Below are 14,320 nucleotides of genomic sequence, written 5' to 3' on the forward strand. Positions count from 1 at the left end.
TTTTGTTACCAGCCGGAAGCCGGGTTAGTGGCAAACACTTCTGAAAGAGTGGAAAGGGCTTCAGCAAGATCAGGCGTATGCTCGCCTTTCCGGCCGTTACCGCTTTCAATCAGCGGCTCTCCTGGTACTGTTATACCGGTTTCCGAGAATACTTTCTCAATCCTGTTAAGCCAGCGTTTCTTCAGAAGCGGTTCATCTTCTATTAATCCAGCTTTTACGACCTCTCCATAAAATGGTCCCAGCGTAAGTACTCCGCCAAAATCTCTCCATACTCTATCCACTGCTGACAGCATGCGTTGCTTCGCATCTTCTGTGCTCATTACAAGCTGCTTGAACCAAATATCCCAGTGCATCAAATGGTAATACTGCTCTGTCATGATTTTCTTCGCTGCATTGGCCAGCGGTTCGTAGGAAGACATTCTCAGCGATTCCAGACGGATGTGTTTGTGGACCGCATAAAAATAGTTTCTTACGACGGCAAATGCCCAGTCATAGTCCGGTTTATCAAGATAGGTCCCGCTTCCATTCACCCTTTCAAGCAGGATGGCATTGCGGAACTCTTCGGGTTTTCTGAGATGCGCAATGCGGTCCGCTTCTCCTTCACCAAGGTCCTCCAAAAGGTGGTAGTACATTGAGGCATGCCCCATCATGTCCTGATTGATGGAAGAAAACGCAACGTCTTCTTCGATATGGGGAGCGAGTCCAAGCCATTCCGATCCTCTGTAAGCCAGGATAAAGTCATCATCTGCCAGCTGATAGATCAATTCCTTGAGCGCTTTTTTTTCTTGTTGGTTTAATGTTTCTCCGGTCATCGGCTCTCTTCCCTTCCGCCCATGATGTGCTGTTCTGTAAACTGTTCCTGATTGTAGTCACGCCATTTTTTCTTCAGGTAACCATATCCTTTAGTTTCTCTATAGTCTTTATCCAGTCTTTTCAGCATTTCTCTTTCACTCTGTGTTAAGCCGCGGATGTTCTCCCGTTTGACGACCCAAATGTCAGCCACTGTCTCTCTGCGGAAGAAATTTTCCTTTGCCATGACAAGAGCCATATCTGCGTTCGGCGCAAGCAGGCTGAACTGATGCTGAAAAGGAGCTTTATCTGTCTTCTTGCTGAACACTTCATACACGTTATAAAATTGGTTTCCTTGTTCGCTCATTCGTTATCCACTCTCCTCCGCCTTTAGATCGCCTTTTGGGCGGCAAGTGCCTCCCGAACCCAGCTGTTGGTGTCATATGAACTTCTTCTCAAATCCAATCGTTCCTGTGAACACGGCCCATTTCCTGAAACAATCTGTTTAAATTCATTCCAGTCGACATCCTGATACACCCACATCTGTGTCTCTTCATCAAAGTGGATCGTTTCATCTGGAATGGTAAGGCCGAGCGCCCAGACGCGCGGAATATATTTGGTGAAGAACTCCTGGCGAAGATCTTCATTCGTTTTCGTCCGGATTTTATACATGATGTTCTTATCGGCGTTCGAATTACCCGTTTCTTTTGCTGACTTCGGACCAAAGAACATGATCAGTGACGTCCACCAGCGGTTAAGGGAATCCTGCAGCAATGCTCGCTGTTCAGGCGTACCTTCAGCAAGAGCTAAAATAATGCTCTCGCCATGCTGAGCATGGAAGACTTCTTCTGCGCAAATACGCTTTAACGCTCTTGCGTATGGCCCGTATGATGAATCGAGCATCATGCTCTGCGAGATGATGGCTGCTCCGTCCACTAGCCAGGCGATCATTCCGGCATCCCCCCAAGTCGGTGCCTCCATATGAAAGACGTTGTGAAATTTCAGACGGCCGGAGAACAGATCCTGCATGATGTCTTCTCTTGTTTTCCCGAGAGGAGCCATGAGATCCTCCGCAACACGCAATAAGAGCTGGCCGTGCCCCATTTCATCCTGCACTTTCGCCATAATCGCTAATTTACGGTGAAGGGATGGTGCTTTTGGTACCCACTCCTTTTCTGGAAGCGCTCCCATAATTTCCGAAATGCCATGCATAGAAATGAGACGTATGAGATTTGTTCTATAATCATCCGGCATCCAATCATCGGCTTCTATCTTTTCACCGCGGTTGATTCGATCCATAAAATGCTGGTGCTTTTCATCGTTTGTTAACTGTTCAAAGCTGAGACCTGCCTGCACAATAAGCCCCTCCTAATTATATTACGTTTTTTTACCGTTATTATAAAATATCGTCATATAAATAACAACCAACTATACACCTAATTGAGCGGTTTTATGTCTGACCACCCGAACTGCCTTCCCTTCAGACCTTGGAATGGAGCCCGGAGGAAGCAGATGGATATCCAGATTTACAAGACAGCTGCTTTTAACCGCATGCTTGATTCGGTCTTTGAGCAATTCCAAATCCACATGGTCAAGGTTTTGTTCCATGCGTGTGAAACAAGCTTCTGTAATCTCTACGTGAAGCTGAACATTCTCTTTAAAACCGTCTGCATGAACGTGGAGCTGATAATGAGGAACAAGATCCTCTGCTTTTAGAAGACAGTTCTCAATTTCGGATGGAAAAACGTTGACACCGCGGATAATGAGCATATCATCAATCCGGCCTTTAACACGTGACATCCTGACGGAAGTGCGTCCACAGACGCATTTTCCCGTACGAAGCGAAGCGATATCACCTGTCCGGTACCTTATGACAGGGAAGGCTTCTTTCGTTAAACTAGTAAACACAAGCTCGCCCGTTCCTCCCTCTGGAACTGGTTCAAGTGTGTCAGGGTCGATCACTTCAACAAAAAAGTGGTCATCCATGATGTGAAGTCCGTCCTGTGCTTCATGGCACTCCATGGCTACACCCGGCCCCATCACTTCACTAAGTCCATAGATGTCCATCGCTTTAATATTCAGCTTTTCTTCTAGAGCAGTCCTCATCTCCTCTGACCAAGGCTCTGCACCAAATATGCCGTATTTTAAGGTAGTAGCGCGAGGATCCTTGCCCATTTTCTCCATCTTTTCTGCAATAGTCAGGATATAGGACGGAGTTCCGCAGATCACCTCTGGCTTAAAGTCTTCAATGAGCAGGATTTGGCGTTCCGTGTTGCCTCCAGAAACCGGTACAGTCACCATCCCCAGGCGTTCTGAACCAAAATGAAGGCCAAGTCCTCCTGTAAAGAGGCCGTAACCGTATGCATTATGAAGGAATTTTCCAGGCTCACCTCCGCCGATCGCGATACACCGTGCCACCATTTCGCTCCAGTTTTCAATATCTTTTGCCGTATATCCAACGACGGTAGGCTTCCCGCTCGTACCCGAAGAAGCATGAACGCGTGTCAGCTCTTTTGTATCCATGGCAAAAAGGCCAAAGGGGTAATGATCCCTAAGATCCTTTTTTACGGTGAAGGGCAATTTTTTTATATCTTCCAGCGTATGAATATCCTCAGGCGCAATCCCTTTTTCCACAAATGCTTTTCGGTAAAAAGGCACACTCTCATATACCTTCCCAGCTGTTTCCTTAAGTCTTGATAACTGAAGTTCCTGCTTTTCCCCTCGTTCCATGCATTCCATTTCCCGATCAAAGATCAACTGCATTCACCTCTTCTTTAGTTAGTAAGCCCTTTCATTTTTAGTTATTACGTATGACGTTTTATTTTCGTTTTAATTATATATGTAATACTATTTTCTAAATCTTATCGTTTTACGATTATTCTGTCAAATGGAAGATGAACAAAAAAGACAGCTGTGGCCCCATGCCATAGCTGTCTTTATTAATTGACTTTATTAAAACAGATTCTATATATAGTGATTTGTGGAACAAATGAAACGCTCCATCATTTAGTCTTACAGAGCTTTTTAATTAATAGAGCAGGTCCAAAAATTCTTCTCTCGTTACATTTCCAAAATAATGGCGCATGTCTGCATCCTCCAGCGCTTTTTCGATTTCCCCTCTGTCATAGCGAATGCCAATCAGCCGCTCTTCGATGTCACGTACATCGCCTACTCCGAAGAAATCACCGTAAATTTTACATTCACGCATGATGCCTCTCTCGATCTGCAGCTTTACTTCCACAGATCCTCCGGCGAAACGGTTAGAAAGCTCGACGTTGGATTTTGGAGAGTTGCCATAGTTCCAATCCCAATTGCGGTATCTTTCTTCTGATAACTTATTAATTTGTTCCCAATCTTTTACGGTCAGTTCATAGCGCGGGATTTCCTCAAATTCTTCGAACAAGTACGAAAGTAGAATCTGCTTGAATTCTTCCATCGTCATTTCTTCATTCATATGCTCTTTAATATTCGTAACCCGGCTGCGTATCGACTTGATGCCTTTCGATTGAATCTTATCTAATTTTACATTAAGAGCAGAGACAACATTTTCAATTTCGGAATCAAACATAAGTGTACCGTGGCTAAACATTCTGCCGCGGGTGGTAAACATAGCGTTTCCTGAAATTTTCTTCCCGTCAACGAGAATATCATTTCTTCCGCTAAGCTCCGCATTGAGACCTAGTTTATTCAGTGCCTTGACGACAGGATCGGTAAACTTTTTAAAATCATGAAAAGAATTGCCGTCATCTTTCGTAATAAAGCTGAAGTTCAGGTTGCCGGTATCATGGTAGACCGCTCCCCCGCCAGATAGTCGGCGGACGACATGGATGCCGTGCTCCCGAACATAATCAGCATTGATTTCCTCTACCGTATTCTGATTCTTCCCGATAATGATAGAAGGTTCATTAATATAAAATAAAAGATACGTTTCGTTAATATCCAGGTTTTTTAAAGCGTATTCCTCGATGGCAAGGTTTACTCTGGGATCCGTAATATTACGGTTATCAATAAACAGCATAGCTTATTCTCCTTCACTGCTCCGTTAGAAATAATTTCTCCTTTTTCGTTATACAACTCTTTTAGAAGAATAGCAAGCTGTCAGACTTCTCATTCCCTAACAATTTATGGTTGTATTTTATCCTTTCCACGTCCACCCGGAAGATGCAGTTTCCACTTTGCCGCTAAACCTTTCTGACGCCTGTTCGATTAGCTGGTTATGGTCACCGAAATGCGGCAGATGCGTGAGAAGCAGATGAGGAATATCCGCTTTGGCTGCAATGTTTGCAGCATCATGAGAGTTCATATGTCCAGGGCCGCTTCCATCTTGATCACTGTAGAAATTGCATTCTGAAATAAGCAGATCTGCACCTTTACTAAAGGGAACAAAGTCAGAGAGGTAAGCAGAATCTGCTGTATATACGAAGGTTTTACTTCCATCTGTAATTCTCATCGCATAGCATGGTGCCGGATGCTTTGTCTCCATAAAGGAGATGTGAAACGGACCAATCTGGAGCAGCTGTTCCGGGAAGTAGGCTTTACCCGCAGTAGCTGAACGGTACGTTAAGCTCTGGAAACCCTTTTGATCTTTTGTGTGGCCATAAACCGGCAGTGTTGGAATACCTTTCTGCAAAAAGGATTGAACGAGCCGTCCATACTGAAGGACGCCAATATCTGCCACATGGTCATGATGATAGTGCGACAGGATCACAGCATTCATTTCCTCAACCCCTATATAGTTCTGCAGGCTGGACAAAACACCGCTCCCGCAGTCAATCAGCAGATTAAATCCCTCATGCTGCAGAAGATAACCCGAAGTAGCTTCTCCTTTTCCCGGATAGCCGCCCCAATACCCAATTACTGTTAGCTTCACTTCATTCACTTCCTTATGGTTTTTTTATAGTATAACCTTAAAAGGTGCCAGGCACCGCCTTTTGACATCTGTCAAAGGCGGGTGCCTGGCACCTAAACGAAAGGAAAGGAAAGCCTTCTATTCTTTTACGGCTCCGGATGTAAGGCCGGAAACAATTCTGCGTTGGAACAACAGAACCATGATAACGAGCGGGACAGTCACAATGACTGTTGCGGCTGTTATGTCGCCCCAAGGTACGGTGAACTGCCCTTCAAACATTGCAATCCCGACTGGAACTGTTTTTAATTTATCATCGGTGTTGATGGTTAAGGCGAACAGGAATTCATTCCACGCTGCGATAAATACGAGAATGGCTGTTGTAAAGATTCCCGGTACAGCCAGCGGCAGTATAACTTTCCAGTACGTCTGCATCAAGGTTGCTCCATCCATCTTTGCTGCTTCCTCCAGATCAAACGGGATCTTGCGGAAGAAGGTAACCAGAATCCAGATCGACAGCGGAAGCGTAACCGTTGTATAGGGAATGATCAAACCTAAGTAGCTGTTGGTCAATCCGATATTCTTCAATAGAATGTAGATCGGTGAAATGGTAGCGATCTGCGGGAACATGGATACCGAGAGCACCAGCCCCAAAATGACTGTCTTCCCTTTAAATTGCAGCCTCGCGATCGCGTAAGCTGTGAATGATGCGATTAAAACTGTATACACCGTCGTAACACCCGAAACAACGAAGCTGTTCCATAAGTATTTAAGAAACGGATAGTTAGTGAATACAGACACATAGTTTTTAAAAGTAGGATGGTCTGTAAACGGATGGAACGCCTTATCCCCAAACAGCTCTGAAACTGGCTTAATCGAGCTTAACAGCATCCATAAGAACGGGAACATGACGAGAAACACAAAGATTGCAAGAAAGATATAAAACAGCGGTCCTGCTTTTTTATTCACGAATTCTCACTCCTTTTTACAGTAACTGCCCTACTTGTCGTTTAACAGCTCACGGCCAAGAAACTTGATGAAAATCATGGAAATGACGGCAACACAGACAAAGACGATAACCGACAGTGCTGAACCGTCCCCGAAATTGGTCTGTTCGAACATTCTTTTGTACGCCAGGATCGATATCGTTTCCGTTGAGTTGGCAGGACCTCCGCCTGTCAGTACATAAACAAGGTCAAATACCCGGAAAGCATCGAGTGTTCTGAACAGCAAGGCTACCAGAATACTGGATTTCAACAAAGGCAGTGTAATGGTGGTGAACTGCTTCCATTTGGTCGCTCCATCAATGGACGCGGCCTCGTAGAGTGAAGATGAGATTGTCTGCAGACCGGCTAAGAGCAATAACGCCATATATGGAGTCGTTTTCCAGACATCCGTAAAAATAATAGAGAACATGGCTCCGATATTGCTTGTCAGGAGATCCGTCGCATTATCGACGAGTCCGATTTTTTCAAAAATCTTAGCGACAATCCCATTCTGGCCATCATATAAGAACTGCCACATTTTCGCAGAAACGGCGGTTGGAATTGCCCATGGAATGAGGATCGTCGCCCTGACCAGACCTCTTCCAAAGAAAGCTTTATTGATCAATACAGCAATCGCAAGTCCAAGTACCAGTTCTATAAAAACGGAAATGATGGTAAACGCGCTTGTATTCCAAATCGCCATCCACATCCGCTTGTCCGTCAGATTGCTTTTGTAATGGTCAAATCCGATAAAGTTAGGCTTGATTACCGCTTCGTTCAGGGAAGAAGACAGCCCGAGAGCATCGTCTTCATTTTTAAGCCCCTTAAGGGCCTTAACTTGAGTGGAAACCTTATGAAGCGTCTTATCAAGTTTCAAAGCATCAGCTTTATCAACCTTTACCGAGCTTAGATCCTCGCTTACCGGTTCCATGTTGGTCAGTTTATCATCGACTTGTTCGTATTTTTTCTTAACGGCGGCATCACTCTGTATGCCAGCATCAACATCTTTTAATTCCTTAATCAAGCCGTTCAGCGTTTCAGCTGTCGAACCCTTTGCTTTTCCTGCCTCATCCTCGAGTGTACTGATCAGGAAAGGGTAGCTGTTCAAATATTTTTCAAGGTCGATGTGATAACTCAAGTTTACTTCGGATTTTGTCGGATTATTTAACCTGAGGTCAAAAAGGCTATAATAAAACGATTGAAGTACGGGCCAAACTGCGATAAGGAGAATTAAAATCAAAGACGGGGCAACAAGCATATAGCCCAATCTGCTTTCAGACGCTTTTCGTTTTTTGCCTGAAGAAGGCTTTACCTGCTTTGGCTGTTTTTCTGGATTTAGCTTTACTTCCACGTTTGTCCACTCCTTACATAACGAATGCCATCGATGGACTGGCGAAGCAACAGTCCATCCATTTCATTCTGGAATCGATACCACTAATAATTTTGCATAAGCCTCCATGAATATGAAGGCTTATGCATTTACCTGTCTGGTTTTATCTTACTTCTGAAGCTTTGCAGAGATTTCTTTTTGCATGTTTTTCGCTGCTTGTTCCGGTGTGATTTCTTTAGCGATCGCTTTGGAAATCTGGATTTGGATGATATCTGAGATCTCAGTGTAGTTCGGTGCTACCGGACGGGAAACCGCTGATTTAAGAGCGTTTACGAATCCTTCTTCTTTAAAGTAAGGATTTGCTTTTTGAACATCTGGATCGTCGAACAATTTGTTGAGCGTTGGAGCATGTCCGCCATTGATCGCATCAAGCTTCTGTCCTTCTTCACCCGCCATAAATTTAAGGAATAACCAAGCTTCTTTCGGTACATCAGTATTCTTGTTGATACCCGCTTGCCATCCGCCAAGTGCAGCAGCAGGTCCTTTGTCACCAGCAGGAAGCGGTGCTACGCCAATTTTGCCTACAATTTTAGATTGTGACTTATCATTAGCAAGAGCATATTGATACGGCCAGTTGCGGATGAACGCAGATTGTCCGTTAATGAACGCTGTATGAGACTCAGGCTCTGCGAATGTCGTTACGTTTTTAGGTACAACATCAGAAGTAGCAACTTCTACAAGTTTTTTGATCCCTTTTACAGCTTGTGGAGAATCTACGACAACTTCTCCTTTGTCATTGATGATCTCTCCACCGTAAGAAGCGATAAATTCAACCGCGTTACATACAAGTCCTTCATATTGCTTTGCCTGCATCAAGTATCCGAACTTCGTGCCGCCTTTTCCTTTATCTGCTTTTGCCTGCTTCAAAAGGTCATCCCACGTCTTCGGCGGTGATTTTACAAGGTCTGTACGGTAGAAAAGCATACCGGCATCAATGAACTTAGGAAGAGCCCATTGTTTTCCTTTAAATTTAGAAGCGCTTAATGCACCTTCGTTATACTCATCCAGCTTTACACCGTCTTTTTGAATGAAACGGTCAAGCGGCATAACGTAGCCAGCCTGTGCAAACTCTGCCGGCCACACAACATCCATATCAAAGACATCGATCTCATCAGATTTGGCGTTGAACGCTGTTACGTAAGCGTTATGCTGCTTTCCTGTGTCAGCAGGCATCTCACGGAATTTAACATCGATGTTCGGGTACTTCTTCTCGAACGCTGCTACCATCTTTTGCGTAGCATGTGTGTCATCTTTACCGCGAGCATAAATCAACTCGACTTTTTTACCTTTGCTTCCAGAATCCTTTGACTTTTCGTCTGTGCTCGCTTTGTTGTCACTGCACGCGGACAAAACGAGTGAAAGAGCAAGTGATGTTGTAATGACCTTTGAGATTTTTTTGATGTTCATCAAGGTTATCCCCCTTTAATATAGTACGCGGACTGCTGATTCCATTAATGGAATCAGGTAGACCGCCGTTTAACCAGTTTAAAATCAAGCTTTATTTCCTTTTTCTTGCTTGGCAGTTTCTTTTCTATCGTTTGAATCATTTGTTCCATTGCCCGCTTTGCAATTTCCTCTATCGGCTGCTCAATCGTCGTCAAACCGATCAAATCTGCAATTGGCTGGTCATCGAAACCTATGATGGCTAAATCATCCGGTACTCGCCATTGATGATTGACCGCTTCCTTCCAGATTCCTGCTGCTACTTCATCACTTCCGGTAAACACTGCCGTAGGAGGGTTCTGCATGCCTGCGATGGTTTGAAAAATCCGCTTTCCATCCTCTATGCTGTATGCACTTGTCAGGAACCACTCATCGTTGACAGGAAGCCCTGCCTCAGCCAATGCCTTCTTATAGCCTTTGTACCGGTCAGAAGCTACGCGCGATGCGGTGTTGTCCCCCGAGCAATATCCAATTTTCGTATGTCCCTGCTCGATGAGATGCCGCGTCCCTATGTAACCGCCTTCAACCTGATTTAAATAAACGGTTGGTACATCGGCTTCATCATTGTATTCATTGCATAGCATGATCGGCCCAAAGTTCATATACGGTTCAATGTCACTCCATTCATTCTCGATGGACGTGAGGATCAACCCGTCTACTTGCTTCGTTTTCAGTAATTCAAGATAATTGATCTCCTGATTGCGGCTGTAGCTCGTCTGGCAGAGAATAAGCTGGTATCCTTTATCGGACGCATAGTTTCCCATGACCTCAACCATTTGGCTGAAGAAGGGATTTGTGATCCTTGGGACATAAACGGCAATGGTTTCAGTCTGCTGCTTTCTTAGCCGGCGTGCAGAAGAATTAGGTACATAATTTAACTCTTCCATCGCATTCATAACGAGTCTTTTCTTTTCATCCGTAACATATGGATGCTGATTGATTACTCTGGAGACTGTTGTTCTCGATAATCCGGCCAGCTTTGCTACATCTTGAATAGTCGCCATTGCGTTTCTCCTTCATTTCTAACTATGAAATCGAAATCATGAAATCGTTTTCATAAATTGAGTATAGGTGAAACTTCCTAGAAGGTCAATAAGTTTTCTAAAAATTTTTATAATAGTTTACATTAAAAGTTTTATTCATCGCATTCTCCCCTTTCAGAAGGTATAATCTAGTTAACATCAGGAAAACGATAAAGAGATCTAATAGGATATAAAATAAGGGGGAACGAACTCTCAATGATCAAAGTACGAAACTTAAAAAAATCCTTTGGGGATTTAGAAGTGTTAAAAGATATAAACTCTGAAATCAAGGAACAGGAAGTAGTCTGCGTGATCGGTCCGTCCGGTTCAGGGAAAAGCACGTTTCTCCGCTGTTTAAATAAGCTAGAGGATATCACTGGCGGAGAAGTAGTGGTGAATGGCTATAATCTTGTTGATCCGAAGGTAAACATTAACCTTGTACGCCAGGATGTTGGTATGGTGTTTCAGCAGTTCAACCTCTTTCCACATAAATCCGTTCTGGAAAACGTGACGCTTGGGCCTATAAAAGTACGGGGGATGGAACCAGCGAAAGCTAAAGAAAAAGCTCTCGCTCTTCTATCCAAAGTTGGCTTGAATGACAAAGCAGACAGTTACCCGGGACAGTTATCTGGAGGACAAAAACAGCGTGTAGCCATCGCCCGCGCACTGGCTATGGATCCTAAGATCATGCTCTTTGACGAACCTACTTCAGCACTGGATCCCGAAATGGTTGGTGAAGTGCTCGAAGTGATGAAACAGCTTGCGAAGGAAGGAATGACGATGGTCGTTGTTACCCACGAAATGGGCTTTGCCCGTGAGGTCGGTGACCGTGTCATCTTCATGGATGGCGGCTATATCGTTGAAGAGAACATTCCGTCTGAATTATTCGGAAACCCGCAGCATGAGAGGACAAAATCCTTTTTAAGCAAGGTTCTATAGTCCAATAAAAAAAGCCTGGCATCGCCAGGCTTTTTTTATTGGATGTTTATTTAACTAACCCTTTTTTCTTAAGGAAATCCCTTGCCACATCCCCTGGTTCTTCCTTATCGATGTCCACCTTCGCGTTCATTTCTGCCATATCCTTTTCACTTATTTTTCCTGCCAGCTGATTAACAGTATCCTTCAGCTTCGGAAATTTTTTAAGTGTTTCTTGTCTGACAACCGGTGCCGCATAATAAGGCGGGAAGAATTTCTTATCATCTTTTAACAGCTTGAGATTATAGCGCGCAATCCTTCCATCAGTTGTAAAGGCAGCGATGGTATCTACTTTTCCAGCCTTTACCGCTCCATACATCAAATTGGGATCAAGGCTTTTTTTATCTTTAAAGTTAAAGTTATACACCTTTTGGAAACCGGGATAGCCATCCTCACGTTCATAGAATTCGGTTGGAGCGCCGAACGTGACTTGTGATGATTTGCCTGCAAGCTCAGAGGTGGTTTTCACTCCAAGTTCTTTATACTTTTGAGGCCGTAGAGCAAGAGCATACGTATTCTGAAAACCAAGGGGCTCAAGCCAGTCCAGTTTATATTTCTTTTTGTATCCTTCTTTCACACGGTCATAGATTTGATCGGGAGTAAGATTGGGAGAATACTTTTCCTTAAGGATGGTAAGCAGTCCAGTCCCTGTATACTCTACGTACATGTCGATATCACCCTTTTTGATGGCCTGGGTCAATATCGGGGTTTCTCCGAGCCCTTCTCCTACGTCTACTTTATAGTCTGTTTTTGCTTCTACATATTCCGCGATAACATAAGGAAGGATATACTGCTCTGTCCATTTCTTCCCTGAAATCTTAATCGTATCGTCTGATGTACCGCTCCTTATGGCGAAAAACAGAAGCAGCGCAGCGACGGGTATGAGAATAATAGACGCCTTTTTCCACGAAAACTTCCTTTTGCCGACCGGATTAGACGCGATTTCAATCCGCTTCAGAATATAATCGATAACAAGCGCGAGCAGAGCAGCTGGTATAGCACCAGCAAGCACGAGCTCATTCCTGGTTGTTGAAAGCCCCCTGTAGATCAGGTCACCGAGTCCGCCAGCACCAATAAAGGCCGCCAACGTGGCTACCCCGATCGTTAACACTGTGGCGGTGCGCAAGCCTGCCATAATAATAGGAAGGGCAAGCGGGAGTTCAATCATTCTTAAAATTTGATTCTTCGTCATCCCCATTCCCCGGCCCGCTTCAACCGCAGACTGATCCACTCCTGTAATGCCAGTATATGTATTTCTTAAAATGGGAAGCAGTGCATACACAGTCAATGCAATAATTGCGGTTGTGCTTCCGATGCCAAAGAGCGGAAGCAAAAATCCGAATAATGCTAAGCTTGGAATCGTCTGAAAGATAGCTGTTACACCGATTACAGGCTCCGCAATTCTAGCTCTTCTTGAAATATAAATGCCTAGTGGTATGGCAATCGCAGCTGCGATAAGGATCGACACAAGAGAAAGAAATAAATGCTGCTGCAGCCCTTCCAGAATGTCCGGCCACCTCGTTTTAAACGTATCCACAAGTGTTGAGAAAAAGTTTTTATTGTTCATCTAAAGACCCTCCTTCCTGTCTTGCGGAGGTCTTCATTCCTGCAAGGCCACGCATCATCGTGGATTGAGTAATCAAGCCTGCCAATTTTCCATTGTTCAAGACAGGAATAAATGAAGCCCTTTTCTTGGCAAACACCTCAGCGACATCCGTATAGGGTGACTCCAGCTCTACGGCATGAAAGTCCTTGTCCATAATATCACCAATCGTTTTGTCTTCCTCGTTATAAAACCGTTCCACCGCACCAATAGTTGCAATCCCAAGAAGCTGGTCTTCCGGATTGGTCACCATTAAGCTGTCTACTTTATAGCGTTTCATCATCTTCAATGCTTCCGCCAGTCCTCTTGAAGCCCTCGCAGTCACAACTTTATCAATCATGAGATCAGCTGCTGCCGGCTTATCGTTGCTTAAGTCTTCAAGCCTTTGTTCACCAATAAAGCCTTTGACAAAATCATCGGCTGGATGACGGAGGATTCTTTCCGGGGTATCAAACTGGACAATTCTGCCCTCGCGCATAATGGCGATACGATCAGCTATTTTTAACGCTTCATCCATGTCATGGGTTACAAATACAATCGTTTTCTGGATAGTATCCTGAAGCTTGATCAGTTCGTCCTGAAGCTGCTCCCTGCTGATCGGATCCAGTGCACTGAACGGTTCATCCATTAAAATAACAGGTGGTTCTGCGGCAAGAGCCCGGATGACGCCTATTCTCTGCTGCTGTCCGCCGCTAAGCTCGGAAGGGTATCTGTCTTTGAACGTTTCTGGGTCAAGTCCGACCAAGTTCAGCAATTCATCAATTTTATGATCATACTTGTCTTTCTTCCAGCCTTTCAGCCTTGGTACGAGGGAGATGTTTTCACCGATTGTCATATGGGGCAATAAGCCGATCTGCTGAATCACGTATCCTATATTTCGGCGAAGCTGAACTGGATCTTTTTCAGAAATATCTTCACCGTCAATTAGAATGGTTCCTCCTGTCGGTTCGATCAGGCGGTTAATCATCTTCATTGTTGTCGTCTTTCCGCAGCCGCTCGGTCCGATTAAGGCAATCAATTCTCCTTTCTTAATATGAAATTCAATGTTTTTAAGGGCTTCAAAGCCATCAGGGTACTTCTTTGCCACGTTTTTAAATGTGATCAAGGTCTATCTCCTACTTTCTCTTTCCTTTTCTGTCACGGCATATTTTTATCATCATTCCTATGTTTCCCTATTTGATCAAGCAAGAAACCAATTTAGCAAGCAAATTTAAGAAAAACTCTAGTAGTCTGTTAAGGGCCGACAAGTGCTGGAGCTAAACAACG

The 14,320-nt window shown here is 44.3% G+C and carries 13 protein-coding genes; 1 reads left to right on the forward strand and 12 read right to left on the reverse strand.

Annotated elements, in window-relative coordinates; all coding sequences use genetic code 11:
• Positions 1-5: 5 nt before the first annotated feature.
• The 10 genes from paaC to P4361_RS17575 form a co-directional block, all read right to left on the reverse strand.
• A complete protein-coding gene (paaC, locus tag P4361_RS17530; protein WP_256226642.1) occupies positions 6-812 on the reverse strand; it encodes a 1,2-phenylacetyl-CoA epoxidase subunit PaaC in 807 nt (268 codons plus the stop codon).
• Positions 809-1,156 carry a 1,2-phenylacetyl-CoA epoxidase subunit PaaB gene (paaB, locus tag P4361_RS17535; protein ID WP_053355522.1) on the reverse strand — a complete coding sequence of 116 codons (348 nt, stop codon included), beginning with the start codon at positions 1,154-1,156 and terminating at the stop codon, positions 809-811. The genes paaC and paaB overlap by 4 nt, the downstream gene beginning before the upstream one ends.
• A 23-nt stretch (positions 1,157-1,179) precedes the next feature.
• Entirely contained in the window at positions 1,180-2,088 is a 909-nt protein-coding gene (gene paaA, locus P4361_RS17540) for a 1,2-phenylacetyl-CoA epoxidase subunit PaaA (RefSeq protein WP_425590279.1), read from the reverse strand.
• Positions 2,089-2,217: 129 nt separating this feature from the next.
• Entirely contained in the window at positions 2,218-3,552 is a 1,335-nt protein-coding gene (locus P4361_RS17545; protein WP_328090264.1) for a phenylacetate--CoA ligase family protein, read from the reverse strand.
• Between the two features lie 265 nt (positions 3,553-3,817).
• A complete protein-coding gene (locus P4361_RS17550) occupies positions 3,818-4,807 on the reverse strand; it encodes a lipoate--protein ligase (protein ID WP_328090265.1) in 990 nt (329 codons plus the stop codon).
• 117 nt (positions 4,808-4,924) lie between these two features.
• A complete protein-coding gene (locus P4361_RS17555; protein WP_328090266.1) occupies positions 4,925-5,659 on the reverse strand; it encodes an MBL fold metallo-hydrolase in 735 nt (244 codons plus the stop codon).
• 117 nt (positions 5,660-5,776) lie between these two features.
• Positions 5,777-6,604: a carbohydrate ABC transporter permease gene (locus tag P4361_RS17560; protein WP_053355526.1), complete on the reverse strand. Its 828-nt coding sequence runs from the start codon at positions 6,602-6,604 to the stop codon at positions 5,777-5,779.
• Positions 6,605-6,634: 30 nt separating this feature from the next.
• Positions 6,635-7,879 carry a sugar ABC transporter permease gene (locus P4361_RS17565; RefSeq protein ID WP_328090293.1) on the reverse strand — a complete coding sequence of 415 codons (1,245 nt, stop codon included), beginning with the start codon at positions 7,877-7,879 and terminating at the stop codon, positions 6,635-6,637.
• 240 nt (positions 7,880-8,119) lie between these two features.
• Positions 8,120-9,418 (reverse strand): ABC transporter substrate-binding protein, encoded by a 1,299-nt coding sequence (locus tag P4361_RS17570; RefSeq protein ID WP_328090267.1) that lies wholly within the window; start codon positions 9,416-9,418, stop codon positions 8,120-8,122.
• Between the two features lie 53 nt (positions 9,419-9,471).
• Positions 9,472-10,458, reverse strand: coding sequence for a LacI family DNA-binding transcriptional regulator (locus P4361_RS17575; protein ID WP_091006902.1), 987 nt, complete (start codon positions 10,456-10,458; stop codon positions 9,472-9,474).
• 234 nt (positions 10,459-10,692) lie between these two features.
• On the opposite strand from P4361_RS17575, the gene P4361_RS17580 reads away from it, so the two are divergent.
• A complete protein-coding gene (locus P4361_RS17580; RefSeq protein WP_265408427.1) occupies positions 10,693-11,415 on the forward strand; it encodes an amino acid ABC transporter ATP-binding protein in 723 nt (240 codons plus the stop codon).
• 46 nt (positions 11,416-11,461) lie between these two features.
• On the opposite strand, the gene P4361_RS17585 is transcribed toward P4361_RS17580, so the two are convergent.
• Both P4361_RS17585 and P4361_RS17590 read right to left on the reverse strand, forming a co-directional pair.
• Entirely contained in the window at positions 11,462-13,018 is a 1,557-nt protein-coding gene (locus P4361_RS17585) for a glycine betaine ABC transporter substrate-binding protein (protein ID WP_328090268.1), read from the reverse strand.
• Positions 13,008-14,159, reverse strand: coding sequence for an ABC transporter ATP-binding protein (locus tag P4361_RS17590; RefSeq protein ID WP_091006908.1), 1,152 nt, complete (start codon positions 14,157-14,159; stop codon positions 13,008-13,010). Before P4361_RS17590 ends, P4361_RS17585 begins: the two co-directional genes overlap by 11 nt.
• Positions 14,160-14,320 lie beyond the last annotated feature (161 nt).

Source organism: Fictibacillus sp. B-59209 (assembly GCF_036216745.1).
Taxonomy (GTDB): domain Bacteria; phylum Bacillota; class Bacilli; order Bacillales; family Fictibacillaceae; genus Fictibacillus_C; species Fictibacillus_C marinisediminis.

Bases quoted from the DNA above. Each gene is read 5' to 3' on its own strand.
- P4361_RS17570 (WP_328090267.1), bottom strand. From the start codon at position 9,418: ATGAACATCAAAAAAATCTCAAAGGTCATTACAACATCACTTGCTCTT.
- paaC (WP_256226642.1), bottom strand. From the start codon at position 812: ATGACCGGAGAAACATTAAACCAACAAGAAAAAAAAGCGCTCAAGGAA.
- P4361_RS17565 (WP_328090293.1), bottom strand. From the start codon at position 7,879: ATGCTTGTTGCCCCGTCTTTGATTTTAATTCTCCTTATCGCAGTTTGG.
- P4361_RS17585 (WP_328090268.1), bottom strand. From the start codon at position 13,018: ATGAACAATAAAAACTTTTTCTCAACACTTGTGGATACGTTTAAAACG.
- paaB (WP_053355522.1), bottom strand. From the start codon at position 1,156: ATGAGCGAACAAGGAAACCAATTTTATAACGTGTATGAAGTGTTCAGC.
- P4361_RS17545 (WP_328090264.1), bottom strand. From the start codon at position 3,552: ATGCAGTTGATCTTTGATCGGGAAATGGAATGCATGGAACGAGGGGAA.
- P4361_RS17575 (WP_091006902.1), bottom strand. From the start codon at position 10,458: ATGGCGACTATTCAAGATGTAGCAAAGCTGGCCGGATTATCGAGAACA.
- paaA (WP_425590279.1), bottom strand. From the start codon at position 2,088: ATGGATCGAATCAACCGCGGTGAAAAGATAGAAGCCGATGATTGGATG.
- P4361_RS17580 (WP_265408427.1), top strand. From the start codon at position 10,693: ATGATCAAAGTACGAAACTTAAAAAAATCCTTTGGGGATTTAGAAGTG.
- P4361_RS17550 (WP_328090265.1), bottom strand. From the start codon at position 4,807: ATGCTGTTTATTGATAACCGTAATATTACGGATCCCAGAGTAAACCTT.